Genomic DNA, 26,711 nt, shown 5'->3' with positions numbered 1-26,711 from the left:
AAAGATTGACCAGAAAAACGCGGGTGAAGCTGCGCAATCGTGGAGGCTAGAAAAACAGCCATCGCTTTTCTTCGTAGATGTAAAAACAAGTCCAAAGCTATAGCCCTGGACCTCGTCTTCTATTGATGTATTCTGTTCTACTCAGGCTGTGACGCTTTTTTCAGCAGCGGTTGACCCATGAGCAAGGACTTGCCCTTTTCAATGCCTGCCGCCCACTCCAGTTGGTTAGACTCCAGCAAAAGAATCACCGTGGAGCCAAATTCAAACCAGCCCAGCTCTGCCCCTTTTTCATAATGAGGGGTACCCGCAATCTTCTCATGCGTTTGCTGACCGTGCTTGATGTTGGTAGTAGCGGTATTGTAGCAGACTTTGACACTGCCGACGAACAGAGCCCCTACCTTGACCAGTGCCATGTCTCCCAGTCCGTCCGTTTGGAAATGAGTGACCAGACGTTCATTTCGCGCAAACAGGCAGTCTACGTTTTCTATCCCCAGCTTATTCACAGGGTACAAGCGCCCTGGCAAGTAGCAGTAGCAGGTCAGGTCACCGGCAACCGGCATATGAATCCGATGGTAGTCGCGTGGACTCAAATAAATCGTAATAAACTTACCGCCGTAGTAGCGCTTGGCTTCTTCCTCTGAGCCTCCCAAAAGTTGGGACACATCGTACTCTTTTCCTTTTGCCTGAATTAAGCTACCCTCACAAATATCCCCAAGCTGTGAAACAGTTCCGTCCACCGGGCTGACAATCGTATCGGCTCCCGAAGCAATTGGTCTTGCCTCTGGCTTCAGGCGACGTGTAAAAAACTCTTTTAGCGTGCGGTATTCCTTCACCGGTTTTTCTATGATCGAGGTATCAATCTGATAGTGCCGTATGTATCGTTGAATGGCTAATCGACTAAAGCCCGAGGCGGTAATTTTTCCCATGGTCCGAGACATCGCATTTTGTGGCAGGCGATGGATGAGACCCGGAAGCAGCTTTTTGCTCATAAAACAAACTCCTTGTTCTCTTTCGATTAGACGACCTGTATTCGAATATCCTTACTTTACCACTCCACTAACTTGCAGTAAACCCTACACTATTACCAATGGCTCATCATTTTCTTAGGCTTGCTTGCTATACTATAATAATGGGGACAAGCCTACATTCAGGAGAAGACAGATATGAAAAAGCTCGACATCGCAACACTCATTAGTGAACACGGGGATATCCTGACCAGCTTATTTCATCATATGTCAGACATGTTCTTCCTTATGTCTGTGGAAGAAACAGCGGAAAAAGAGTACCACTTCCGCTACGTACTGATGAATCGAGCCGCTATGCAAGTTGCAGATCTATCCGAGGAAGCATATGGAAAGCGAATCGAGGATGTATATCCGGAAGAAAAAGCAGCCTTGTTGAACAGAATGTACCAAAAAGCGGTGCTCGGTGAGGAACCCATCCACTATACGACGAATGGTGAAGTGATTGGCGAGTCGATTCTATCGCCTGTCTACAACAAAGACGGCGTATGCACGCACGTATTTTCCGTGACAAGAGATATTACCGAGCGCAAAAAGCTGGAGTCACGCCTGGAGTACATGGCGTACCATGATGTGCTAACGGGATTACCAAACAGGCGTCTGCTTTCTATCAATCTGCACGAGGCTTTGACAGAAGCCAAAGTAAAAAACGAGCTGGTCGCCGTGCTTTTTCTCGACTGCGACCATTTTAAAGAAATTAACGACACCTGGGGGCACAATACCGGAGATACTTTTCTCAAAATGCTTGCTGAACGACTCAAATCATGCGTGCGCGACGGCGACACCGTAGCTCGTCTGGGCGGAGATGAATTTGTCGTACTGCTTACGGGCATTCATTCCTGGCAACAGGTAGAAAAAGTTGCTCGCCGGATTCTGCAATCGCTCCAACTTCCATGGGTTATTAACGACCAGGAATTTTCCTTCACAACGAGCATCGGCATCTCCATCTATCCGACCTCTACCACCGACGCCGATCAGCTCCTAACTTATGCTGACAAAGCTCTCTATCGGGCAAAAGCAACCGGCCGCAATCAGTTTCTTTTCTTTGATCCCACTCCTTCATGAATCGTGCAGTTGGCTACGCCAAGCCATTTGGTGTAGCCTTTTTTGCTGGAAAAATCAATTTGCTTACTTCTTCAAAGAAAAAACAGGAACACTGACAACGCGGAGAGTAAGAAGCTGACGAGATACAGCACGACGACCGTCTGCTTTGCTGACAAGCCACGGGACATCAACCGGTGATGAACGTGCCTGCGATCCGCCTGGTGCATGGGAGAGCCCGCCAACAGCCTGCTGACCATCACCTGGATGGTATCGATGACAGGCAGCCCTAGTGCCAACACGGTCACCACAAGCGAAATGAGAGTCGCCCCCTTCATCGTCCCTTCAAGCGAAATAACTCCGAGGGCAAAGCCTAAAAACATCGAGCCCGCATCGCCCATAAACATTTTTGCTGGGTAAAAATTAAAGCGCAGAAAGGCAAGCGCTGCACCAGCAAGTGCGACTGCCAACAGTGCCGTCAATTCTTGTCCTCTCACCATCGACAGAAAAAACAGCGTCACTGCTGAAAAGACTGTCGCTCCCGCCGCCAAGCCATCTACCCCATCCAAAAAATTGACCATGTTGATCAACCCGACTATCCATAAAACCGTCGCCAAGAGCGAAACGAGAAGCGGAAAAGAAATGTATGCTCCCTCTTCTCCGATCCATGACAAGCTGATTCCACGAAACCTTATATCCAGCATAAAAGTAAAGACTGCGACCAGCAATTGAACAAGCAGCTTGGGTAATGCTGGGAAGTCCTTTTGCCTGGATTTAAAAGTATCATCGACCCATCCGATGCCCACCAGCATTGCGCCACCAACTGCCAAAACTGCAACGGATTTTTGCGCCCCTGCAAAAAAAGTTGTCACTATGAGCAGCCCAACGAACATGGCCAATCCACCAGATAGTGGCATCGGTCTGCTATGCCCTTTCCTGCCTTTGGGAATGTCCAGCAGCTTTGTTTTCCACGCCATCCAATTCGCTACTGGCATTAACAAATACACGATAAAAAACGTAGAGAGCCCTGACACAATATACGTAAACAGTATCCCTCACCTGCCCCGCACAGCCATTTTTCTTAGTGTGGACAAAATGAGTGTTAGAAAACCGAAAAAGCCGCCTCTAATTAAGAGACGGCTTTTTGTAACACGCGGCCTACACCGCAGTGTATATACCTCGCTAGAGCTTACAATTTTTCAGAAACCATTTTCGCTTGAGTGAAGAGCAGCAAATAGTCTGGTCCACCCGCTTTGGAGTCTGTACCGGACATGTTGAATCCGCCGAATGGATGTACGCCTACCAAAGCGCCTGTGCACTTACGGTTGAAGTACAGGTTACCCACATGGAACTCTTCGCGTGCGCGCTCCAGGTGTGCACGGTTGCGGCTGATTACAGCGCCAGTCAAGCCGTACTCTGTGTTGTTCGCGATTTCCATAGCATGGTCGAAATCGTTAGCTTTGCAGAATGCTACTACTGGGCCAAAGATTTCTTCTTGCATGATGCGAGCATTTGGATCGAGGTCAGCGAATACAGTTGGCTGGATGAAGTAACCAGTTTCCGGTCCTTTTTCGCCACCTGCAACCAGTTTACCCTCTTGTTTACCGATTTCGATGTATTCCAGGATTTTGTTGTATGCTTTCTCGTCAACAACTGGACCTGTGTAGAAATCGTTTGTTCTGATGTCGCCTACAGTCAGGTTTTTCGTCATTTCTGCTACGCGGCCCAGTACTTGATCGTACACATCTTGGTGAACGATTGCACGGGAGCATGCAGAACATTTTTGACCTGAGAAACCGAATGCAGAAGCAACGATGGATTGTGCAGCCAGCTCGATATCGCAGTCGCTGTCAACAACAATAGAGTCTTTACCGCCCATTTCAGCTACCAGACGCTTCATCCATTTTTGACCTGGACGATGTTTTGCAGCCAGCTCGTTGATGCGCAGACCTACGTCGCGGGAACCAGTGAAGCTGATGAAACGAGTCAGTGTATGTTCTACGAGGTAGTCCCCTATTTCTCCACCGGAACCTGGTACAAAGTTAACAACACCAGCTGGAACGCCAGCGTCTTCAAGGATTTCCATGAATTTCGCAGCGATTACTGGAGTGGTGGAAGCAGGTTTCAGTACAACAGTGTTACCAGCTACGAGAGCAGCCGTAGTCATCCCTACCATAATTGCGAGAGGGAAGTTCCATGGTGGGATTACAACACCAACACCAAGTGGAACGTAGTACAATTCGTTATCCTCATCCGGGATGCGAGGAAGGTCATGGCGTTGGGACAGCTTATCCATTTGACGGCCATAGTATTCCATGAAATCAATAGCTTCAGCTGTGTCAGCATCTGCTTCTGCCCAGCTTTTACCTGCTTCTTTTACAAGCCAAGCGGAGAATTCATGCTTGCGGCGACGCATGATCGCTGCTGCTTTATACAGATAGCGGGAACGAGCCTGAGCAGGCACCTTTTTCCAAGTTTCAAAAGTGCTTGCAGCTGTTTGAATCGCTTTTTCAGCCAATGCTTGGTCAGCTTGGGAAACCACACCCACTACCTGTTCTTTATTAGAAGGGTTGATGGATTTGGATTTTTTCTCAGTTGTGATGCGCTCGCCGCCAATGATGAGGTCATACTCGAGGCCAAGCTCGCTTTCTACTTTTGCGAGTGCTTCTTCGAATGCCTTTTTATTTTCTGGCAGGCTAAAATTGGTAAACGCCTCGTTTTTGAATTCCACTTGCATCTGTGACGCCTCCTTATAAATTTCTTCCATGTGCGGATCACTTATAATCTTATGCAAGGATCATACCAACTAAAACTGAACTTCCTCGACTCCACTATTGTTTGCATTTTTCTCGAAAAACATCTTCCTGTATCAGGGAGGCTTCCAGCACACTTTTGTTCAAAACTTACTCATTATTACACACTTATGTTTGAACATAAACGTCAGCATTGTACAAAAAACCCGATTTTTCATAATCAATGCAATGAAAAATCGGGTTTATCGATCATCGTAAAAGATTAGCTCCGGTAGAGATGCATATACGGCTCACCAGATGTTGGACGTATATAGATCGACAGCGGCTTGCTCATCGTCTGCACATACAGGTTGACATGCACACTCTTGTCGATCAGCTGATTAATACTGCCTGCCGCAAATTGTGTAAATTGCAGCACCTCCGAGCGTGAGTCATATTCTGCTGTCGCTGTGATGGTCAGCTCTGTCAGTCTGCCATCCATAAAGCGCCCGACCCCAGTCAAGCCGATGTACTCCGGAAAAAACTCTTTCGTTTGGCGCATCAGCTTATCAAACTGCAACGACTGCTGTGCATATTTTTTCTCTACTTCCTTGCTCGGGAAAAGGAAATATTCCTCTTCGATCGGTTGCCACTTGGAAACAACCGCCTCACCTGTACTGACGGTTCCCGACATGATAAAGTGTCCCGGCACCAACGAGGAATTGGCTTCCGGTACTTGATACATCATGATCAGTATCGGTACCTGAGGGCTGTTCACACGCACAGATTGGACAATCTTTGCCGCCAGCTGTTGCCCTTTTGCCTGCAATTCCTGCGGTGTATAGACCTTCTCCTGACCAGTCGCATCGACATAGTTCGGGGACAGCGAGAGTCCTAAGACCATGCCAGACAATTCCTTGGTCTTTTTGTTGAGATAATCATGCTCCAGCACATGTACCAGAATTCCTGTCTTTTTCTGACCATTTGCTGTACCGTTTTTCTCTTGAGCGATCCATTCGGTCACCTGTTCCCGTGTCACCTGCTGTCCTTCTTGAAAGAAATAGTCTGACGTCGGGAACGTATCTCTGGCAAACTCCATCAGCCCGAGCTCCAAATGGCTAAAGTCAATACGATATTTGGTGCTGCTCAGCATACCGCGCGTCTGATTTGTTTTATACGGCGTAACGCTTCCGTAGTAATCTTCGGATACTTCTACAACCTCTGACAAGGATGGAGTCATAGGCTCCGGTGCTGTCTTTTCCTTGCCAATGGGTAGCAACGAACAACCTGTTGTTACGATCACGAGAAGTAGAGCCGTCACCAGCCTGCATCCTGTCAAAAACTTCGCTTTCATACGCTACTCCTTTTAATTCCACTTGGTCCAGCGATTGTCGACGAGCTTGTAAATCAGTGCTGATTCACCGATCCCGATCCATTTGGTTTTTCCTTCGCCAGAAGCAATCAAAATCAGCTTTTCAGGGGCGCGTGCATCGAGCAAACGCCACTCCCCGTTTACTTTTTCAAAAACACCACGTTCGGTCGCGACAGCCAGTACTCCGGTACGTCGTTCGATGGAAAGAGAATAGATTTGTTGCGCCTCTGGCAATACCTCTGTCTTCCACTGCCCGTCTTCATTATAGAGCAAGCTGAATTGTGCGGCTACATAGAGTCGGTTTTCCTCAGGGTTAAAATCCATGGCATATACTTCCTGATCCATCGGCTGCCACAGACTCCAATTCTCTCCGTTATCTACGGACTGATAAATTCCTTCCCCAGAGATAAAGGCAAAGAGACGGATTTTTTCCCCCTGACGAATTCCGGTGAAGCTGCGAATTTCGGCAGGAACAGGCAATCCTTTTCCAATAGAAGTCCATTCCTTGCCGCCATCTGTAGAAAGGTGCACGCCTTCATTGCCTGCAACGATGATTTGACGCGGGTCATCTGGGTCCACAAACCAGCCCACTATCGCTTGTTGTTCCAATTGTGGGGAGAGGAGACCCCACAAGCCTCCGTCAGCTGAACTGTACAATCCCGCATGTGTGCCGACCCATACTCTTTCGGAATCCGTCGTCATCTTGAGATTGTGCACCATTTCTCCCTTTTCCAGCACGTCCTTATAGGTCAAGTCCCCCTGTAGAGCAGCTGCCGTAACCGAAGAAGGATTCGACTTACTCCGTTCGCTGCCATCACTACAGCCGACCAAGAGTGTCAATATCAACGCGCCGATTCCCCATCGCAGGAAGCCCTTCATGCCCTTCACGTCCCTTCCCTTACTCATCCGTCTGTCGCTACCGTATGTCTGTTTTTGTTTATTTGTTTGCTTCCAGCACCTGCAGGAAGCCCGCTTCGTCCATCACTTCTACACCAAGCTTTTCTGCCTTCTCCAGCTTGGAGCCAGCTTTGTCACCAGCAATGACCAGATCGGTCTTTTTGCTGACACTGCCCGTTACCTTGCCGCCCATCCGAGCAATCGCTTCTTCTGCTTCCTGGCGCGACATTTGCGTCAATGTACCAGTCAGTACAATCGTTTTGCCTGAGAATGGCAGCTCTGCACCGCTTTCGATCCGAATTCCTTTGTATTCCATATTGACGCCCGCTGCCTTCAGACGCTCGATAACCGCTTCGGCCTGTGGCTGACTGAAGTAGTTAGTCAGGCTTGCCGCCATTTTCGGTCCGATTTCGTCGATTTGCGTCAACGCTTCTTCATCTGCCTGCATGATGGCATCAATGTTTCCAAAATGCTCAGCAAGAACCCGCGCTGCCTTTGCTCCTACCAAACGGATGCCGAGGCCAAACAGTACTCGTTCCAGCGAGTTCTCCTTGCTTGCTTCGATCGCAGCCAGCAAGTTATCAACTGACTTTTCCCCCATGCGCTCCATGCCGAGGAGAACATCGCGCTGCTGATGGAGGTAATACAGATCTGCCACACTGTGGATGATGCCATCGTGATACAGCTGAGCCACTACCTTTTCCCCGAGACCGTCAATATTCATCGCGGTACGGGAGACGAAGTGGATCATGCCCTCACGGATCAGCGCCGGACACATCGGGTTGATACATCTGAGAGCTACCTCTTCCTCCAAGCGTACAAGCTCACTGCCACATTCCGGACAATGCGTCGGCATGGAAAACGGCGTCTCAGAGCCAGTACGTCTCTCTGGCAAAACAGCGATGATTTCAGGGATGATATCCCCCGCTTTTTTCACAACGACATGATCGCCAATCAACAAGCCTTTTTCACGAATGATATCTTCGTTGTGCAAAGACGCACGCTTGACTGTCGTACCTGCCAGGCTGACTGGCTTCAGCAGAGCCGTTGGGGTCACGTTGCCCGTTCTGCCTACAGATACCTCGATGCCTTCCAAAACGGTGACAGCTTCCTCGGCAGGGAACTTGTAGGCCACTGCCCAGCGCGGACTTTTTGCGGTGAAGCCTAGCTCCTGCTGCTGCGCATAGCTGTCTACCTTAATAACCAGACCATCGATTTCATATGGCAAATGCGGGCGCTTTTCTGTCCAGCTTTCCACAAACGCCAGCAGCTCGTCGATGTCGTCAAAGACGCGGCGCTCCTGATTGACCTTGAAGCCAAGCGTCTCCAGCAAAGCGAGCCCTTCGCTGTGTGATTCGACTACCTCGCCCTGTAAATCACCGATCGCGTAAATAAATGTATCCAGCTGACGGGATGCGGCAATTTTAGGATCGAGCTGTCTAAGCGAGCCTGCAGCAGAGTTGCGCGGATTGGCAAACAACGCTTCGCCGCGTTCCTCCCGCTCTTTATTCAGTTTTTCGAATGCGCCTTTTGGCATGTAGGCCTCGCCGCGCACCTCTAGCGTCAACGGTCTTGTCAATCGCAACGGAATCGAGCGGATCGTCTTCAGGTTCTGGGTGATATCTTCTCCTATCGTACCATCTCCGCGGGTTGCACCTCTGACAAACAAGCCGTTTTCGTAATGGAGAGAAACAGCCAATCCGTCGATTTTCAGCTCCACTACATAGCGCACCGCCTGACTGCCTACTGCCTGACGGACACGGCGATCAAAATCCCGTATTTCTTCTTCGTTAAAAGCGTTGCCTAGACTCAGCATCGGAGTTCTATGTACGACTTTTTCAAAGAAAGGTAATGGCTCCCCACCTACGCGCAGGCTCGGGGAGTCCGGTGAAGCCAATTCCGGAAAGCGACTTTCGAGTTCTTTTAATTCCCGCATCAATTGATCGTATTCCTGGTCCGTAATCTCAGGTCGATCCTCTTCATGATAAAGACGGTTATGGTGCTCAATTCGTTTCGCTAATTCTTTTATTTTTGTTTCCGCCGTCAAATGATCCATGTCATTCATCCTTTACTCATGCGATTGGATTACCGGATTTGGTTGTACGTTTCCTACATTATCCCCGCTGGATAGGGGCAAATTTCGCCAACAGCTTTTTAATACCGGTAGGGCTTGGGAAAGCGATGTCGAGCTCCATGTCGTCACCTGTTCCCTTCACCTTGACGACGGTTCCTGTACCCCATTTGCCATGCTGTACACGATCGCCAACCTTCCAGTCAACACCTGCTCCTGCGCCATGTCCAGGCAGTTTGTCGCCGGAGATTGCACCAGGACGTGAGAATGAGGATGTGGCTGCTCCTGCCGTCCGCTGAGCGAGACCCATTTTTGGAGCTGCACTCGCTTGGGAGGATGGGGCACCAAACGGTCTGCCCATGTCTCGTTGTCCAAATGCAGAGGTGCGTCCACCACCAAATCCACCTCGGTCTGCTGTCGGACTTCCTTCGAGCAGCTCGGCAGGTATCTCCTGCAAAAAGCGGGATGGTGCATTCACGTTTGTCCGTCCAAACAAGGTCCGCATCCGTGCGCAGGTCATGTACAAACGCTCCTCGGCGCGCGTAATCCCTACATAAGCGAGGCGACGCTCCTCCTCCATTTCCGCATCGTCAAACAGCGAGCGGCTATGCGGGAAAACCCCTTCCTCGAGGCCAACCAGGAATACGACCGGAAATTCCAGACCTTTGGCACTGTGGAGAGTCATAAGAACGACCTGACCCTCGGCCGATACTTCTTCCTGTACTTTGTCGTCACCAAGTGAATCGATGTCTGCAACAAGCGCCAGGTCGGTCAGGAAGGCAAGCAGGCTCTTGTCTTCGTTTTTCCGCTCGAACTCCTGCGTTACGGACAGAAACTCCTCGATATTCTCGAGTCGTGCCTGTGCTTCCAACGTTTTTTCTTCTTTGAGTGATTCGCGATAGCCAGAGCGCTTCAATACTTCCTCCACCAGCTCAGTCACGCTCAAGTAATCGGTCATCTGCATCAAATTCGTGATCAGGTCGTTAAAGGATAGAATCGCATTTGTCGTACGCGACGGCAGCCCCATATAAGCGGTGTCCTGAATCGCTGCAAAAAGAGATTGACCCTGCGAGTTCGCATACGCCTGCAATTTATCTACTGTGGTGTCCCCGATGTTGCGCTTCGGCACGTTAATAATACGCTGCAGGCTGATATCGTCGTCCGGATTGGAGATGAGGCGCAAATAAGCCAGGATGTCCTTAATCTCCTTGCGATCGTAGAACTTGGTTCCGCCAACGATGGTATACGGAATGTTCGACTTGATGAACACTTCCTCCACCACGCGGGACTGTGCATTTGTCCGGTAAAGAACGGCGAACTTGTCATAGCGCTTGTAATCCTTCATCTGCTTGCGAATCGTGTCCACGATAAAGTACGCCTCATCGTGCTCGGAATCACCCTGGAAGCAGTTGATTTTTTCTCCACCGTCATTATCCGTCCATAGCTTTTTTTCCTTGCGCAGCTTGTTGTTGGCAATAACCTCGTTTGCTGCTTTCAAAATGGTTTTGGTGGACCGATAGTTTTGCTCCAGCTTAATCATTTTCGCTTCGGGATAGTCTTTTTCAAAGTTTAAAATGATGGAAATATCTGCACCCCGCCATTTATAAATACTTTGGTCAGCGTCACCCACGCAGCAAACGTTTCTGTATTTGTCAGCCAGCATGGAAATGAGCAAGTACTGGGCGCGGTTTGTATCCTGATACTCATCTACATGAATGTAGCGGAATTTTTTCTGATAAAACTCCAATACCTCTGGCACTTCTTTAAACAGGCGAACAGTCGTCATGATCAAATCGTCAAAATCAAGTGACTGGTTGCTTCTTAGTTTTTTCTGGTACGCCTCATATACTTTGGCAGCCACTTGCGAAAACGGGTCACCAGCGAGGCGAGTGAATGTTTCCGGATCGGTCAGCTCGTTCTTCGCTGTGCTGATCGCCGACAGAATCGACCGTGGTTCATACTGCTTCGGATCGATATTCAGCTCCTTCAGACATTGCTTCACAACCGACAGCTGGTCGCCCGCATCCAAAATGGAGAAGCTGCGGTTAATCCCCAAACGGTCGATATCTCTGCGCAAAATACGTACGCACAAAGAGTGGAAGGTCGAAAGCCAAGCATCCTGTGCGGCTGCCCCTCCAATAATGGCGGCGACACGGTTTTGCATCTCCCGTGCTGCCTTATTCGTAAACGTGATAGCAAGAATGCTCCATGGCGCTACCTGCTTGGCACTGATGAGATAGGCAATTCGCTGCGTCAGTACCTTTGTTTTGCCACTTCCAGCTCCTGCGAGAATCAAAACCGGTCCCTCAGTTGTGAGGACCGCTTCCTTTTGCTCAGGATTTAAGCCAGCTGTAATACGATCTGCAAAAGACATATGTAAAAGTCCACCTTTCCACGTTCCCTAAACGAGCGCATATGTTCTTATTTTCGCACAGATCGCTGCCTAGTTCCAGTTCGTAAACGAATTAGGAAAGATCATCCTTTTGGCAATAGCGGCTCGTACATCATCATAGCTCGATTTTGCGTGATCCACTCGTCATAGAGCCATTCTCCGTCCAGTGCAAACACGTTGCGATAGAGCTGATTGGTCCGCTCATAGCCTCCCCAAATCGAAGGGGCTATCTCATGTTCTTTTTCTATAATTTCATACGTTCGTGTCCGTGGCATGTCCGAACGCCACTCTCCTGCCAAATGTGTGTCTGTTATGTATACATGCAGTTGAAAGCATTGCTTTGTCTGGTTGGTAATTTGTAGATCCAGATAATTGTAAAAGCAGGTGGCCCCGCTTCCAAACGGCTGCGTGCGATTCGCATCAGGAAATACATCATAGCTGTGGCGATGCCGCTCAGTTACTGTTAGCGGTGTATGCAGCGTCATCCAGTACAGCAGATTGGATAGCTGACATAAGCCTCCACCAACAGCTGATGTGACACGCCCATGGGAAAGCAGCATTCCCTCTACATATCCTTTCCCTCTCGTCGGCTTGCCGATCAGCTTCCAGTATGACATCGTTTCACCAGGACGAATCACAAGACCATTTAATTGCCGGGTCGCGATTCGCAGGTTAATCACCTTGTTGTGCTGCATCCACATCTCTACATCTTTTAGCTTGCGTAAAAGAATCGTCCGATGACCAAAATGGACATGAGACAACAGCTTCTCATCTCTCTCACTAGCAAATTTCTTAGGACCCCACAACCACTCACCGTATCTTTTTAAGCGAAAATAGCAGATGCCAGCTGCAAGCCGCCATTTTCCCCGAGTGATCGGTTTCATCGAACCCCCTCATTTTCTATTATTTGGATTTTTATCTGCTATCATATAAACGCTTCGAGCGCTCCCTGAGTTGCGCAAATTTGTATATTTTACTTACAAAATTGTAATCTGTCCGTAAGAAAAACGAATTTCATAATGCTGGCCCACTTTGTAGGATAGAAAGCATGTCTGAAACGGAGCAAAAAACATGGAGGGATGTCCACGTCTATGAGTACAACTATCGCTGCTACAAATCGTCGAATTCATACACTGGATGCTGTAAGGGGCTTCGCTTTGATGGGAATCGTCCTGGTCAACATCCTCCCGCTACTGCAAGCGCAAAATCCAACCCCGGGAAGCCCGGATGCATGGATGTACTATTTTCTCAACTTCGCGGTAGAATCACGTTTTTTCGTGATCTTTTCCTTTTTGTTCGGGGTTGGCTTCCATCTCTTTATCAGCAGGGCAAAAGAAAAAGGAGCCAATAGCACTGCACTGTTCATTCGTCGCTTGATCGTTCTGCTTGCTTTTGGATTTGTCCATAAAATGTTTCACCCAGGTGAAGCGTTGTTTATATACGCTATTTTCGGATTTTTACTGATGCCGTTTTATCGTGCACGCGCAAAGACCAATCTGCTTGTGGGTGTGATTTTGGCTGTACTCGTATGTGCTACCGGCTTTAAGCCGCTATTGGTTCTGCCATTGTTCATACTGGGCCTGGCAGTCGGGCAATATGGCGTATTCCAAAACATCGAGCGCTTCCTGCCTGTGATCAAGAAAATCCAAGGCGTGACCTTCTTTCTCTCGATCATCGGACTGTATGTGCAATATTTGCTGCTTCCTGCCAATATGGAGTTATCCTATATGATGATCGTAGATGAAGGCATGTCAGAATCTGCGCTGCAAAAGCTGACCTATTACACGATCGCACTTACTTCCGTCGGACTGGTGATGGCCACTTTTTATACGACAACCTTGATGCGCTTGCTTCAAAACAAGAGGCTGCAATCCTTACTGTCTCCACTAGCTACCTATGGGCGCATGGCGTTGACCAACTATGTAGGGCAGACTGTCCTCATTCTGGGGGCAGGGTATTTGTTTGACTTGTACGGTAAGCTGGGGTATGTGCAAACGACACTCATTTGCCTGGGGATTTATGTGGTGCAAATCGCGTTGAGCTCGCTGTGGCTCTCCTTTTTCAAAATGGGGCCGTTAGAATGGGTGTGGCGTACCTTTACGTATATGTCGTTATCTCCGCTGCGCAAGGTAAGGGCAGAAAGCAAATAAGGATGTACAAAGTGATTTCCATTCAAGAAAAAGCTGGCGTCTGTTAGAGACACCAGCTTTTTCAGTCATTATGTGCTATTCAATTTTACCCAGGAATTTCGTAGAATCGGTCGTGTACTGATAAACGAATACGTCCGCAAATACGTTGTCACCTTTGTCATCAAACGTCACGTTAACGAACTTTCCTTTGAAATCCTTCGTTTGGTGAACAAGGTCAAGAACCTGCTCGCGAGTAGGCTTTTTGCCGCCATTCGCCTTGATCGCTTCCTTGACACCGTTCAGAATGATGTTCATAGAGTCATATGCGTATACAGAATAAGTCTCTGCTTTTTTGCCCATCGCCTTTTCGTATTCCTCGGCCCATTTCTTGCCGTCATCTGTTTGCTTAACGTCACCTGCGAGAGAAGTAAAGTAGATGCCCTCTGCGGCAGGACCCGCGATTTTGATCAAATCGGAGGAGTCAATTCCGTCACCACCCATGAACAAGCCCTTGAAGCCTTTCTCTCTCGCCTGCTTCACGATGATGCCTGCCTCTGGATAAATACCGCCAAAGTAGAGCATGTCTGGGTTTTTGGAAATAACTGTATTGACTACAAAGTTGTAGTCTTTCTCGCCCTGAGTAACGCCTTCATAGCCCAGAACCTGTACGCCATCTTTTTCAAACTGTGCCTTTACCTCGTCTACCAAACCTTGTCCGTAAGCTGTTTTATCATGGATGAGGAATACCGTTTTGACACCGAGCTTTTCCTTCGCATATTTTGCACCTTTTGGACCTTGTGCGTCATCACGTGCACAGATGCGGTGTACCGTCTTTTTGCCTTCTTCTGTCAGCTTCACGCCGCTGTTCGCAGGAGAAACCATGACAAGCTTGGCTGATTCGTACTTCACCGACGATGGAATCGCTACACCTGTATTAAAATGGCCAACTACTCCGAGTACATCAGGATTGGCTGCAAGCATCTCGGCATTGGATACACCGATTTTGGGGTCAGCCTGGTCATCCTGTGGGGTAAGCTGCAAGTCGAATCCGAGCTGCTTGAATTCCTCTTTTTGCAAGTTCAGAGCATATTCTGCGCCTGTTTTGATAGAATCACCAATGGCAGACTGAGAACCGGAAAGCGGACTTTGGGTAGCAATCAAAATTTTGGTCCCACCAGCTGCTGCGTCTGAGCCTGTCGTATTTTTTTGTTCGACAGTCTGCGAGTTACATGCAGAAAGAGACAGAGTTGCCAACAACGCGGAGAAGATAATCGCTTTCTTTTTAAATAGACTCACACGTTTTCCCCCTTGCACTTCTGATTATTTAGATAATTCTATAAATAATATGATATGAGAGAATTGGAAATTATTGACCATACAACATGTCCAATCATCATATATCATTATTGTACATATCATCCATTCCCATAGTGCTTGGTTTGTGCTAGGCTCTCGGTCTCTACTACTGTCAAGTAGCCCTCAAGCTAATCACCCGTTCAATCGCACGGTTCTCTTCCAATCCCCCTGCATCAACGATTGAATACGTAGTGCTTCTAAAAAGCTCGACCACCCGCTTTCTTGCTGCCGGATCATCACTGGTTATGTAAACCAATGAAGATGCATCCGGCTCCTTTCCTGCCAATCTATAAATACCGGTGCTTTTCACCCCGACGATTCGGCTCCCTGGCAGTTTTTTCTGCAACTGCTCTGAACTGGATGTCTGCCAGCCAAATATGTACCGGTCTTCGCTTGTTTGCGGCACAGACAAGTCAATCACGATTTTTCCATTCAGCATTGGCGCAAAGACATCGGTCCAAGGCAGCAGATCTACGCAAGGCATAGCTACCATGACCAACTCATTTGCTTCAATCGCTTCAGAATAGCTAGATATTCTCACGCCTTTCTCCTCTTTCATTAACTCGTTGGCAAAGGCGATTGAGCGAACCCCCCAGGTTATTGCCTCGTTAAGAAATTGATCACACAGATGATCAACCACCCGTTTCCCCCATCTCCCATCGGCAATGATTGCGATCATCGGTCATGCACACTACTCGCCAAAAGCTTGTCGAGCGCAATCATCATGCGACTCATCCCCTTACCGATCACCTCAGGCGAAGAGTGGGTAAAGTTGAGCCTGAGCGTATTGGTTTTTGGGTGGCCAGCGAAAAAGGGAGCTCCCGGCACGAACGCTACACCCTCATCCACAGCCACCTTCAATAACTCAGCTGTATCAATTGCTTCGTTGATCGACACCCAGAGGAACATGCCGCCCTTTGGCTCCACCCAGTGAAACAGGTTTGGACTGCTTCCTTTCAAATAGTCCTGCATGATGTCCAACCGCTGCTTGTATTCTCTCCTCAATCTGTGCAAATGCTGCTGCATAGGGAAATCCTGAAGAAAATAGCATAGTGCCCGCTGATCAATGGAGCTGGAATGCAAATCGCTCGATTGCTTCGCCAGAGCAATCATACGGATGATTTCTTTTGGCCCAGTTAACCAGCCGATGCGAATACCGGGAGCTATTGTTTTGGAGAAGGTGCTGGTGTATATCACACGCTCTCCGAATCTGTCTATCACAACCAAAGGCATTGGCTGCTCATCTGTAAATCGCAGATCTGAGTAAGGATCATCTTCTACAACCAGTACATGATGTTTTTCTGCCAAATTCACTACAGCCTCCCGCCTCTCCTTGCTCCACACTTTTCCCTGTGGGTTTGAGAAGGTCGGGACAGCGTAGATGAATTTCGGTCGGTGAGTGATGATTTTTTCTTCGAGCTCTTCGGGAATCATTCCGTCATCATCGCTTTGGACCGGGATGATGTTGGCCTCGTATATGTTGAAAGCTTGCAATGCTGCCAGGTAGGAAGGATTTTCTACCAAAACAGCATCCCCTGGCGAGAGAAACACCTTTGCTAACAAATCGATGGCTTGCTGCGAACCCGTCGTAACCAAAATATTTTCATAAGCAACCGAAATCCCTATTGCATGCATCCTTTCCTGGATGAGCCGTCGAAGCTCTCTGTCCCCTTCGGTTGGGCCGTATTGTAGACTTATCCCCCCTTGGCGGAAGGCCTTTTGATAGGCTAACTCCAATTCCTGCACTGGAAACAATCCTTCATCGGGAAGACCCCCAGCAAAAGAAATGACGTCTCCTGATTGAATGACACTGAGCAAATCTCGAACAGCTGATGAGGTAATTGACTGCACTCGTGTCGCAAATGGATATCCCATGTTAACCACTCCTTGCCAACTCAAAGATTTTAGAGCAAGCATACGGAGAAGCCACCATAACAGTAAACGGCGCATTATAACACTTTTAAAAACATTCGAAATTTACTGTACCCCTTCGAGCCCATATACGGTACACTGTCAGTAATTATTTTGTGCGTTCTATACGGAAAGCCTTAGGGAGTCGGTGAGAAAGGAGTTTTACCCATGCATATTGATTTAGATAGACACTCAGGCATAACACTTACAGAACAGATTAGATCATCTATTGCTGATCGGATTCAGTCTGGCTTGTTGCAGGAAGGGGAAAAGCTTCCGTCTGTCCGAAATCTGTCTCGGCTCCTAGACGTCAGCCTGATGACGGTCTTTCATGCTTATGAAATGCTGGAGCATGAGAAGCTTGCTCGGCGGATTCAGGGGAAGGGTACATTTGTTCAAGAAAAATCACTCCGCTTCAAAGAGCAGCAGACACAGAATCATTCAAAGAAACCTTCTTTGGATTGGCAAAACGCGGTAGCCGACTATCTTCCTCGCGCCCAATACTGGCGGATGATGCAGACGCCTCTTGTGGATGTCGCCAAATTGTCCATTGCTGCACTACACACTTCGCTCATCCCAACCGAATGGCTTTCCAAGCAATTCTATCAATACTCGCAGGTCGACAGTACGGCCCTGACGGAATATGGACCTGTCCAAGGCGACAGCAAGCTACGTGAGGCGGTTCTCCCGTATTTTCGAAGTAAAAATATTCAGACCACTCCGAATGAAATCATGATTTTAAACGGCTCTCAGCAAGGCATCGATCTCGTTGCCTCTACCTTTGTCGGTCCTGGTGATTGCGTTGTGCTCGAGGAACCTGTCTATCCTTGCACAATTGATGTTTTTAGAAAGCGTGGAGCCACGATCTATACTGTTCCCATTGACGAGGAGGGGATGCAGGTTGACCAATTGGCAAAGCTTTGCGATTCTCGCCCACCCAAACTGATCTACACCAATCCGACTTTTCAAAACCCTACGGGCACGGTGATGAGTATGCGGCGCAGAGTACAACTGCTGGAGCTCGCCCAAAGCTACAATTCCATTATTCTTGAGGATGACGCAACCAGTGACATTTATTTTGGAGCTGAGCCTCCTCCCTCTATCAAAAGTATGGATACACACGGACACGTCATCTATCTGAAGGGCATTAGCAAGTTCATTTCCCCTGGCTGTCGCATTGGTTTTTTGATTGCAGACGGAACCTTCATCACTCGCCTTGTTGGTTCCAAAGGAATTAGTGATCTGGGAACACCGTTGATTACACAGAAGGCCATTTTACCCTTCTTTTCCTCAAACCAGTTAAACAAGCATCTACCTGTACTGCGAGATAAACTGAAAGAGCGGCGCAATTTAGTCCTGCACATTTTAAATCACTCAGCTCCAAAAGGTGTCCATTGGACCAAGCCCGATGGAGGGTTAAATATTTGGCTGACCTTGCCCCCTGTGTTTAATGCAGAGGACTTGCACGTAAACGCTCTACAAGAGGGGATTTCCTTTTTACCAGGTCATGTTTGTTTCGCTGCCCAACAGCAATTCCACCATTTGCGCATCTGCTTTTCCTATCTGGATATTCATCTGCTTGAACAGGCTGTCACCACGTTTTGTCGTTTGCTTCATGATTTTCTACACACGGATCGGCACACTCAGCAGTTTATGCATATGTAATTGGTCGAAGTTCTCGAATAAAAAGCAAAAAAATGAGAAAGGCAGAAGGGACGTCCTTTCTGCCTTTCTCATTCTCACATGACTTTCTCTATTTGCTTTTGGCTATTGCCCTTTTACAGCCGCTACTGTCGCCAGCGCTGCCTCCAGATCATCATAGATGACGTTGCCGACAACGACTGTATCTGCAATTACTGCCATCTCACTCGCTTGCTCTGCGGTTCTGATCCCGCCTCCATAAAAGAGGTGTGCTTCGTCGGCACCTGCCTTGCAAGCGCGAACGACAGCTGGATCGCCATAGGTTCCGCTATATTCCAGATAGACGATCGGCAATCGGCAAATCCTGGTCGCAACCTGCGCGTACGCCTTGGCTTCCTGTGCATCAGCGATAGGTCGTGCACGGGTCAGCTCGGCTACACCCGCTTCGGGATTGGCGATTAAATAGCCCTCTGTGATGATGTCGTCCCAGTGAATATAGGCTCCATACGTTTTTAGTCCGGATACATGCGGGGCAAACATCCAATCCGGATCACCCGCATTGAGAACAAGCGGAATCAAGTATGAATCAAATCCTGGCACCACTGCATCCAGCGAGGATATTTCCAGAACGGCCGGAACAGCATAGCGTCGTATACGGGACATCAGATCCAATGTATTGTCATACGTCACGCCATATGTACCGCCAACGATGATGCCGTCTGTACCCGATTCACAAATCGCTTCCAGCGCGTCTTCATCAATGGCTTTGTCAGGGTCCAGCTTAAATACATGGCGCCAGCCACGATAGTCAATCAACGTTGCCTGCCTCCTACCTATTTACCGATCCGCTCCAGTGCCATCTGGTATCCATCGTTACCGTAATTCAGGCAGCGTTTGACACGAGAAATAGTCGCTGTACTCGCTCCTGTTTCTGCTTCGATCTGATTGTAGGTGAAGCCCTTGCGGAGCATCCGCGCTACTTCCAGACGTTGCGCGAGCGATTGCATTTCATTTACCGTGCAAAGATCGTCAAAAAATTGATAGCATTCTTCCATTGTTTCCAAGGACAAAACCGCTTCAAACAACTGTTCAATCCCTTTACCCTTCAACTTTTCAAGTTGCATATTCGTCACCCCGTTATCTAATCCGTCTCCGGTTTCCCACTGTGAAATTTTTAAGCGTTAAAGCCCTACTAATTATCTTAGAAGAAACCGCCTTCATCTGCAAGCCCTATTCCCTATTGGAACTTCAGAGATTGAGACAAACCGGGGGAGCTAGGCAGAATTTCTACCCAAGTATTTCCTGGAAGCCATTGCACTTCCTTGGTCAAGGTTGCGTCTTCATACGCACGGATAACACCATTGCTGCGCTTCCATTTGATTTTGCGTACCTTTCCTTGTTGGAAAAGATAACCGTCACCTGGTCCAACCACATCTACCTGCAGGCGCCCCTCTTTGTCCAGCACCCGATGCTTGGTCGAAATGACAAGCAGATTCGTAGCTGCTAGCTGCTTGTTGTCACTCAGATCCACATGTGGCTTGCCTGCCGTAAAGCGCATGTATTTCTTCTGCTCGGCATCGTACGTAAATGCTGCCTTGTTCAAAGAGTGGAAGGTAATATCGACTTGTGTTGCAGGCTCGCCTTCCGTGATGACAGCATCCTCAGGCAAGAAACTAAAATGTGGAACCTCTGCCGTCGTGCGCATTCCTTTATCCTGCATCGCCTGCTCTAATAGCTCTGGCTTTGTGTACAGGTTGTGCGGCATTTTGCGGAAGCTTTCCCGCCAGAAATAGCGACCATTCGACAATTCGTTTAAATTGTAATCCGAGCGAGCCAAAGTCGCCAATGCCTCTGGACTGCCTCCTGCATGAACAAGCACGGCGTCAAAGCCGAGGCCTAATTGGATAAAATAAGGTCGGATGCTGCGTACAGGTCCGATCACCTCCGGCCTTTGGCTTTGAAAGATGGTGAGAAAACGGGTCATTTCCCCTTCTGCCATCACTTCATAGATCATATCCGCTTGGTTTAGGCCCGTCTGGGGTCTCGCTGGTGGTGCGTTGTTGATCATGACCATAATCGGACGCTTGCTATCCAAATTTTCCTGGCTGCCAAGACCAGTCAAAGGAGCACGATACGGATACTGGATCGGTTGATTCGGCTCAGGCGTTTCCACAGGTGGAGCAGGTGGCTCCGGAGTGGGAGTTGGCTGGGTTTCAACCGGTTGGGTGCTACATGCTGTAACCAAAAGCAGCATGGATATGAACATGAGAGAAGATTTGACGAATCGTTTCATCGAATCGCTCCTTTCTATGTTTTTCTCGCCTACGAATTTGGTACTTGTTGGCTTTTTTCCCATTCTTCTTTTTCGCTAGGGTAAAAGGGATTCCTGCTTTCACATCTTTTCCACGATTCTCTTACGTCCGTGCCACACATCCCTTTTTTTCCTATGCTACAATGTAGAAAAACAGATGCAAAGCGAGGGTTCTAACCATGAATACCCCCTACCTCGTCTATCTGGTGGACGATGAAACCAACCTTTTGGAATTGCTGCAATCGTACTTGCAAAGCGCAGGGCTGCAAGTAAAGGCATTTTCCAGCGGGATTGATGTATTGTCACTATTAGATGAACAAAACCAGCCTCATCTGTGGATACTGGACATCATGATGCCAGACATCGACGGCTATGAGCTGTTGCGACTGATACGGGAAAAATCCAATGTGCCGATCATCTTTATTTCGGCTCGTGATCAGGATGTAGATAAAATCATCGGCTTGGAGCTGGGCAGTGACGACTATTTGGCAAAGCCCTTCCTCCCGCGGGAATTGGTCATCCGCGCCAAAAAATTGCTGCAACGCACGTACGAAAAGCCCGGAGTAGCGGCCGCACCTGCACAAACCTTCCAGGATTGGGTAAGCGTGGGCCCTTACATGATCTCAGAAAAAGGCAGACAAGTAAAAGAAGGAGACGAGTTGATCGATTTGACGACCAAAGAATTCGAGCTGATCGTTTACCTACTACACAATCAGGGCCTGGCTCTCAATCGTGAGCAAATCCTGACCTCTATTTGGGGCGAAGACTACATCGGCTCGGATCGTGCTGTCGATGATCTGGTGAAGCGCATCCGCAAGAAAATGGCGAAATTCCCGCTCGAAACCGTCTACGGCTTCGGCTATCGGATGACTCGCATATGAGCAAATTTCGTTTGAAAAACCTGCCGCTCTCCCGGCAAATTCTCATTCTGTTCATGATTTTGACCATGGTGCTAGGCGTCGGACTCGGGATCGGCTATCCGTTGGCGGTGAAGCAGTATCTGGTCTCCAACACGTACTCTCTTTTAGAGGAAGAATTCTTCACCTTATCCGAGCACATCGCGTTTAATGAACATAACGAGCTGCTCACCGTTCCGGCAACGGCTCCTTACTTTTTGCAGCTGCTGCTCTCCCGCTATGAGTACTCGTTTGACATGATCGTGTACGCAGAGAACGGGCGAGAGCTAGGCAGCCGTAGCGCAGAACGAATTCCTCCTCCAGACATTCGAGAGCTCTATGTAAAAGCAGCCTCACATCCCTCAGAGCAGCTCCAGCACGGCTCGTTGGAACGTGAGAATGTGAACTACTTGTTTGTCAGTAAGAAAATGGACTACCACGGCTTTCCATACTATATGGTGCTGTTCTCGAAAGAGCAGGAGCTCAATCAGATCAACTCGATTTTGACCCGTCAGTTCCTCTACATCTTCAGCTTGCTTCTCTTGGCTAGCTGGCTTTTGGCAATCTGGTTCAGCGGTTATTTGAGCAAGCCGCTGCGCAGTCTGGACGAGCTGTGCAAAAAAATCGCGCGCCGTCAGTTCGACATCCCCCTGACCATGGACCGCGGCGACGAGATCGGTCAGTTGGCCAGATCGTTCGATACGATGAAAAATCAGTTGAAGGAATACGATGAATCCCAGCGACATTTTGTGCAAAACATTTCGCATGAGCTAAAAACACCGATCATGGCGATCCAGGGTTACACCCAGGGTTTGATCGAAGGCGTGTTTCAGGGTCCTCAGGCGGAAAAAGGGTTGTCCATTATCATGGAAGAGAGCAAGCGCCTGGAAAAGGTCGTCGGGCAGCTTCTCTATTTGACCAAGATCGAATCGGTTTCGCAAATGATGCAAACGGGGCGAGTCGATCTGTCAGAAATGATGCAGTTATTGAAGCAGCGTCTCTCCGTACTGAACCCGCATGTTGAATGGGAGCTTAGTTTACCCCCTACCATGATTGTGGAAGGAGACGGCGAGCAGCTGAGTACCGCGTTTGTCAACATTATGGAAAACCAGCTGCGCTACGCGAAAAGCCGTCTTTCCATTACCGGAAGACAGGTGGGACGGAATATGGTGGTGAGCATAGCAAACGACGGCCCTCCGATCGAAGAAGCACTTCTTCCACACCTGTTCCAGCGCTTCCGCAAAGGAAAATCGGGCAAGCATGGACTCGGACTTGCCATCGCGCGGGCTGTATTCGAAGCGCATAAAGGAACGATCGTCGCCCGTAACGATCCAGACGGACCTTGCTTTACTATGACAATTCCTGTGGAGTTCAAGGGATAAACTGTCCCAAGCCCCAATAGTCTCTAGACGCACGCAGTACCAAGAGTGCCTCACTCCTAAACCTTTAGGAGCAGTGGGCACTCTTTTTTTCTTACAGCGAAAACTCTACAAAAGCATATCGAGCGACCGTTTTGTAGCCGAGCTTTTCATACAGGTGGATAGCAGCCGGATTATCAGCGAAAACGACCAAATATACTTGAGGCGATTTTTGCAGCCCCAACCGGCTCACATCAGAGGTGATTTGCGTACCGAGACCCTTTTTCCGATGATGAATTGACGTCCCGATGTTTCCGAGCTCGACGAACTCATCGGTGTACATATGAAACCCGCCAATTGCCATCGGTGCTCCTGTCTCTGAAAAAAGCGCTAGATGCGGCATCTCCACTACCTCTTCCGCGCGAAATGCTATCATTCCGAGCTGCTCCGCCATTTCCTCGGCAATTTTCGCTTCACTAAGCTCCAGTAAACGAGAAGCCCCTGCCGGAGCGAGGAACTCAGGCTGAGTCAGCTTCATGAGCAGCATCGTTTTGTGTGAGAGAATATTCGGGATCATCAGGCGATCGAGGATGTCTTCATTTACCGCCAGCACACCGGTCGACCCGCTAGGCAGCTTGTCACCCAGATCTTCCCGAAAAATAGTCAGCATGTACTCCATTGAATATGTACCTGCACCATCAAACAGATGAACAGAAAAAGCATGAAAAGGCATACCCTTCTGATAGGTACCGATGGCGACTGCTTCTCCATTCACGCTGTCTGTTACACACAAGCATCTGTCAGGTCGTAATAAATTACATGAGAGCATGTACGATTCTTCCAAAGAAATCCGTTCTCTCCATTTCATGTGTTCATGACTTGTTCGCAAACTTCGCAAAGAAAACACCTCATCTTTCATTTCCCTATTGACGTTCCTGCCCTTGGCGGTTAACATGATAAAAATTTCTCTAATAAAAATCTCACAGGAGGAGAAAATTGTGGCTTTCTATTACACAGAACCATCCCGGACGTTCAATGAGTTTTTGCTGCTTCCAAACCTGACCACAAAAGAATGTACACCGAATAATGTGGACTTATCCACCCCGCTTACGAAGTTTAAGAAGGGTGAAAAGCCAGCGCTTTCTTTAAACATACCGTTCTCATCCGCAGTCATGCAAGCAGTATCCGACCATCATATGGCGGTAGCATTGGCTAGATGTGGCGGTATTTCCTTTATTTTCGGCTCTCAATCAGTTGAAAGTCAGGCCACAATGGTGCGCAAAGCAAAAGGATACAAAGCAGGCTTCGTAGTCAGCCGTTCCAATCTGACGCCGGGGCATACACTCAAAGATATCCTCGATTTGAAAGAACAAACCGGTCACTCTACCGTAGCGATTACAGAAGATGGTTCCGCCAAAGGCAAACTGCTCGGAATCGTCACAGGCCGCGACTACCGTATCAGCCGCGATTCTCTGGACAAGCCTGTGAGTGAGATCATGACACCTTTCTCCTCCCTGATCTACGGAAAATCGGGGATTACCCTCTCCGAAGCAAACGATCTGATCTGGGAGCATAAGCTCAATTGTCTCCCAATCGTCGATGAAAAGCAAAACCTGGACTTCCTTGTTTTCCGCAAGGACTACGACTCTCGCAAAAACAATCCGCTATCCCTTTTGGATGCAAACAAAAGCTACATCGTTGGCGCTGGTATCAATACCAAGGACTACAAGGAACGGGTACCTGCTTTGGTAGAAGCAGGAGTAGATATCCTGGTGATTGACTCCTCCGACGGCTTCAGCGAATGGCAGCGCGAGACTGTTCAGTATGTAAAAGAAAACTTTAATGTACCGATCGGTGCCGGAAATGTAGTCGACAAGGAAGGCTTCCGCTATCTCGTTGAGTCGGGAGCAGACTTCATAAAAGTAGGGATCGGCGGCGGCTCTATCTGCATTACCCGTGAGCAAAAAGGGATCGGACGCGGACAAGCCTCTGCTCTGATCGAGGTTGCCGAAGCGCGTGACGAATACTTCAAGGAAACAGGCATCTACATCCCGCTTTGCTCCGATGGCGGTATCGTTCACGACTACCACGTTACCCTTGCTTTGGCTATGGGCGCGGATTTCGTCATGCTGGGTCGCTATTTCGCCCGCTTCGACGAGAGCCCAACTAAAAAGGTAAAAATCGGAAACAACTTTGTAAAAGAGTATTGGGGTGAAGGCTCCAATCGCGCGCGCAACTGGCAGCGTTATGACACTGGCGGAAAAAGCGGCCTCGTGTTCGAGGAAGGTGTCGACTCGTATGTACCATACGCAGGAAGCCTGCGCGAGAATATGGATCGTACCCTGAGCAAAATCAAATCAACCATGTGCAACATCGGCTCTCTTTCTATCGCTGAGCTGCAACAAAAAGCTCGCATTACCGTCGTTTCTGCTACCAGCCTGGTAGAAGGTGGCGCACACGACGTTATCTTGAAAGAAAGCAGCATGGCAGCAGAGTAATAAGCAGAAAAAACCCAGCCTCGTTCAATCGGGCTGGGTTTTTTCTGCTTTTTTCAGCTGACTGAAAGGATAACTATTACGACAAACGATAGACAGCGAACGGCTCTCCATTCCGATACTTGTCGCTGATATTCTCCAATGCTGCAAAGCTTGCTTCATCCAACTCCAGCGTGGCGCTTTGCAAATTGTCCGTCAGCTGCTTGGCGCTGGTAGCACCTACAATGACCGAGGAAACTGCCGGCTTGTGCATCAGCCATGCAAGCGAGAGCACGCTAGACGTTACCCCCAGCTCTCCAGCCAGTTTACCTACCTGCTCGCTCAGCTCCAGCTTATCAGGGCTGAGCATTTTGACAAAGCGAGGTTCCTTGTCCGCTCTGGAGCCCGCTGGTGCCTGGTCGGTAGATGTATACTTGCCCGTTAAAATACCGCCTGCAAGCGGGAAGTACGGAATGATGCCTACTCCCTGATCCAGGCACAGCGGAACCAGCTCACGCTCTGGCGTACGATCTGCCAGTGAGTAGCTGACCTGTGTGGACACATAGCGGTTAAGACCTTCCTTCGCACTGATCCCAATCGCTTTCATCAATTCCCAGGCCGCATAGTTCGATGCTCCGATATAACGTACTTTACCAGAGCGAACCATATCATCCAGCGCGCGCAAGGTTTCTTCCAAAGGCGTCTCTGGGTCAAAGGTGTGGATCTGGTACAAGTCCACATAATCTGTCCGCAGTCGCTTCAGACTGTTCTCCAGCTCTTGCATCAGATGATAGCGGGACGAGCCTTTTTGATTTGGCCCCTCTCCTTTTACCAAGCCAGCCTTCGTCGCGAGTACAACCTCATGCCGCTTGCCCTCCAATGCTTGGCCGATGATGCGCTCTGATTCTGTATGGGTGTAAATATTCGCCGTATCAATAAACGTAATTCCATTCTCAATGGCTGTGTGAATAATCGCGGTAGATGTTTGTTCGTCGGCACGACCACCAAAGGAGTTTGTGCCAAGGCCCAAAGCCGAGACTTTTAATCCACTGCTTCCTAATCGATAGTACTTCATATACGTATTCGACCTCTTTTCTATGAGAAATGG

At 48.7% G+C, this 26,711-nt stretch carries 22 protein-coding genes; 6 read left to right on the top strand and 16 right to left on the bottom strand.

Going from position 1 to position 26,711, the window contains the following annotated elements; translation table 11 throughout:
• Positions 1–137: 137 nt before the first annotated feature.
• A complete protein-coding gene (asd, locus tag C3B52_RS21395; protein ID WP_103108415.1) occupies positions 138–989 on the bottom strand; it encodes an archaetidylserine decarboxylase in 852 nt (283 codons plus the stop codon).
• A 174-nt stretch (positions 990–1,163) separates the two neighbouring features.
• Here asd and C3B52_RS21390 point away from each other — a divergent pair, with 174 nt between their 5' ends.
• Positions 1,164–2,087: a diguanylate cyclase domain-containing protein gene (locus C3B52_RS21390; protein WP_103108414.1), complete on the top strand. Its 924-nt coding sequence runs from the start codon at positions 1,164–1,166 to the stop codon at positions 2,085–2,087.
• A 71-nt stretch (positions 2,088–2,158) separates the two neighbouring features.
• On the opposite strand, the gene C3B52_RS21385 is transcribed toward C3B52_RS21390, so the two are convergent.
• The 7 genes from C3B52_RS21385 to C3B52_RS21355 all read right to left on the bottom strand — a co-directional run bounded on the left by C3B52_RS21385 (position 2,159) and on the right by C3B52_RS21355 (position 12,411).
• A complete protein-coding gene (locus tag C3B52_RS21385) occupies positions 2,159–3,097 on the bottom strand; it encodes an MraY family glycosyltransferase (protein ID WP_235615811.1) in 939 nt (312 codons plus the stop codon).
• A 155-nt stretch (positions 3,098–3,252) separates the two neighbouring features.
• Positions 3,253–4,800, bottom strand: a complete 1,548-nt coding sequence (pruA, locus tag C3B52_RS21380; RefSeq protein WP_103108413.1) for an L-glutamate gamma-semialdehyde dehydrogenase — start codon at positions 4,798–4,800, stop codon at positions 3,253–3,255.
• Positions 4,801–5,078: 278 nt separating this feature from the next.
• On the bottom strand, positions 5,079–6,149 hold the full coding sequence (locus C3B52_RS21375) for a CamS family sex pheromone protein (RefSeq protein ID WP_103108412.1): 1,071 nt from the start codon (positions 6,147–6,149) through the stop codon (positions 5,079–5,081).
• A gap of 12 nt (positions 6,150–6,161) precedes the next feature.
• Positions 6,162–7,073 carry a WD40/YVTN/BNR-like repeat-containing protein gene (locus C3B52_RS21370; protein ID WP_235615810.1) on the bottom strand — a complete coding sequence of 304 codons (912 nt, stop codon included), beginning with the start codon at positions 7,071–7,073 and terminating at the stop codon, positions 6,162–6,164.
• A gap of 31 nt (positions 7,074–7,104) precedes the next feature.
• Entirely contained in the window at positions 7,105–9,120 is a 2,016-nt protein-coding gene (gene ligA / locus C3B52_RS21365) for an NAD-dependent DNA ligase LigA (protein ID WP_103108410.1), read from the bottom strand.
• Positions 9,121–9,178: 58 nt separating this feature from the next.
• Positions 9,179–11,509, bottom strand: a complete 2,331-nt coding sequence (pcrA, locus tag C3B52_RS21360; protein ID WP_103108409.1) for a DNA helicase PcrA — start codon at positions 11,507–11,509, stop codon at positions 9,179–9,181.
• Positions 11,510–11,610: 101 nt separating this feature from the next.
• On the bottom strand, positions 11,611–12,411 hold the full coding sequence (locus tag C3B52_RS21355; protein WP_103108408.1) for a VanW family protein: 801 nt from the start codon (positions 12,409–12,411) through the stop codon (positions 11,611–11,613).
• 207 nt (positions 12,412–12,618) lie between these two features.
• Between C3B52_RS21355 and C3B52_RS21350 the strand changes: the two genes are divergently transcribed.
• Entirely contained in the window at positions 12,619–13,677 is a 1,059-nt protein-coding gene (locus tag C3B52_RS21350) for a DUF418 domain-containing protein (RefSeq protein ID WP_103108407.1), read from the top strand.
• A gap of 75 nt (positions 13,678–13,752) precedes the next feature.
• Here C3B52_RS21350 and C3B52_RS21345 read toward each other — a convergent pair whose 3' ends face one another.
• The 3 genes from C3B52_RS21345 to C3B52_RS21335 form a co-directional block, all read right to left on the bottom strand.
• Positions 13,753–14,952 (bottom strand): branched-chain amino acid ABC transporter substrate-binding protein, encoded by a 1,200-nt coding sequence (locus C3B52_RS21345; protein ID WP_103108406.1) that lies wholly within the window; start codon positions 14,950–14,952, stop codon positions 13,753–13,755.
• A gap of 172 nt (positions 14,953–15,124) precedes the next feature.
• Positions 15,125–15,691 (bottom strand): NADPH-dependent F420 reductase, encoded by a 567-nt coding sequence (locus tag C3B52_RS21340; protein ID WP_103108405.1) that lies wholly within the window; start codon positions 15,689–15,691, stop codon positions 15,125–15,127.
• Complete coding sequence (locus C3B52_RS21335; RefSeq protein WP_103108404.1) at positions 15,688–16,887, bottom strand: aminotransferase-like domain-containing protein; 1,200 nt, start codon at positions 16,885–16,887, stop codon at positions 15,688–15,690. The genes C3B52_RS21340 and C3B52_RS21335 overlap by 4 nt, the downstream gene beginning before the upstream one ends.
• A 204-nt stretch (positions 16,888–17,091) precedes the next feature.
• On the opposite strand from C3B52_RS21335, the gene pdxR reads away from it, so the two are divergent.
• Complete coding sequence (pdxR, locus tag C3B52_RS21330; protein ID WP_103108403.1) at positions 17,092–18,588, top strand: MocR-like pyridoxine biosynthesis transcription factor PdxR; 1,497 nt, start codon at positions 17,092–17,094, stop codon at positions 18,586–18,588.
• A gap of 102 nt (positions 18,589–18,690) precedes the next feature.
• Here the strand turns inward: pdxR and C3B52_RS21325 are convergent, their stop codons facing one another.
• From C3B52_RS21325 to C3B52_RS21315, 3 genes are all read right to left on the bottom strand, one after another.
• The gene (locus tag C3B52_RS21325) at positions 18,691–19,380 is read right to left on the bottom strand and encodes a heptaprenylglyceryl phosphate synthase (protein WP_103108402.1); all 690 of its coding nucleotides are present in this window, start codon (positions 19,378–19,380) and stop codon (positions 18,691–18,693) included.
• Between the two features lie 17 nt (positions 19,381–19,397).
• On the bottom strand, positions 19,398–19,688 hold the full coding sequence (locus tag C3B52_RS21320) for a YerC/YecD family TrpR-related protein (protein ID WP_055747723.1): 291 nt from the start codon (positions 19,686–19,688) through the stop codon (positions 19,398–19,400).
• Between the two features lie 113 nt (positions 19,689–19,801).
• The gene (locus C3B52_RS21315; RefSeq protein WP_103108401.1) at positions 19,802–20,857 is read right to left on the bottom strand and encodes a DUF3048 domain-containing protein; all 1,056 of its coding nucleotides are present in this window, start codon (positions 20,855–20,857) and stop codon (positions 19,802–19,804) included.
• A 197-nt stretch (positions 20,858–21,054) separates the two neighbouring features.
• Between C3B52_RS21315 and C3B52_RS21310 the strand changes: the two genes are divergently transcribed.
• Positions 21,055–21,756 carry a response regulator transcription factor gene (locus tag C3B52_RS21310; protein WP_049736585.1) on the top strand — a complete coding sequence of 234 codons (702 nt, stop codon included), beginning with the start codon at positions 21,055–21,057 and terminating at the stop codon, positions 21,754–21,756.
• Positions 21,753–23,153: a sensor histidine kinase gene (locus C3B52_RS21305; protein WP_103108400.1), complete on the top strand. Its 1,401-nt coding sequence runs from the start codon at positions 21,753–21,755 to the stop codon at positions 23,151–23,153. Before C3B52_RS21310 ends, C3B52_RS21305 begins: the two co-directional genes overlap by 4 nt.
• Positions 23,154–23,244: 91 nt before the next feature.
• Here the strand turns inward: C3B52_RS21305 and C3B52_RS21300 are convergent, their stop codons facing one another.
• Entirely contained in the window at positions 23,245–23,997 is a 753-nt protein-coding gene (locus C3B52_RS21300) for a GNAT family N-acetyltransferase (protein WP_235615809.1), read from the bottom strand.
• Positions 23,998–24,127: 130 nt separating this feature from the next.
• On the opposite strand from C3B52_RS21300, the gene C3B52_RS21295 reads away from it, so the two are divergent.
• A complete protein-coding gene (locus tag C3B52_RS21295) occupies positions 24,128–25,627 on the top strand; it encodes an IMP dehydrogenase (protein ID WP_103108398.1) in 1,500 nt (499 codons plus the stop codon).
• A gap of 76 nt (positions 25,628–25,703) precedes the next feature.
• Here the strand turns inward: C3B52_RS21295 and C3B52_RS21290 are convergent, their stop codons facing one another.
• Positions 25,704–26,678, bottom strand: a complete 975-nt coding sequence (locus tag C3B52_RS21290; protein WP_103108397.1) for an aldo/keto reductase — start codon at positions 26,676–26,678, stop codon at positions 25,704–25,706.
• Between the last annotated feature and the right edge of the window lie 33 nt (positions 26,679–26,711).

It is taken from the genome of Brevibacillus reuszeri (assembly GCF_002897295.1).
Taxonomy (GTDB): domain Bacteria; phylum Bacillota; class Bacilli; order Brevibacillales; family Brevibacillaceae; genus Brevibacillus; species Brevibacillus reuszeri_A.
Note: the sequence above shows the minus strand (reverse complement) of the source record. Positions and strands in the feature narration are given on the sequence as shown.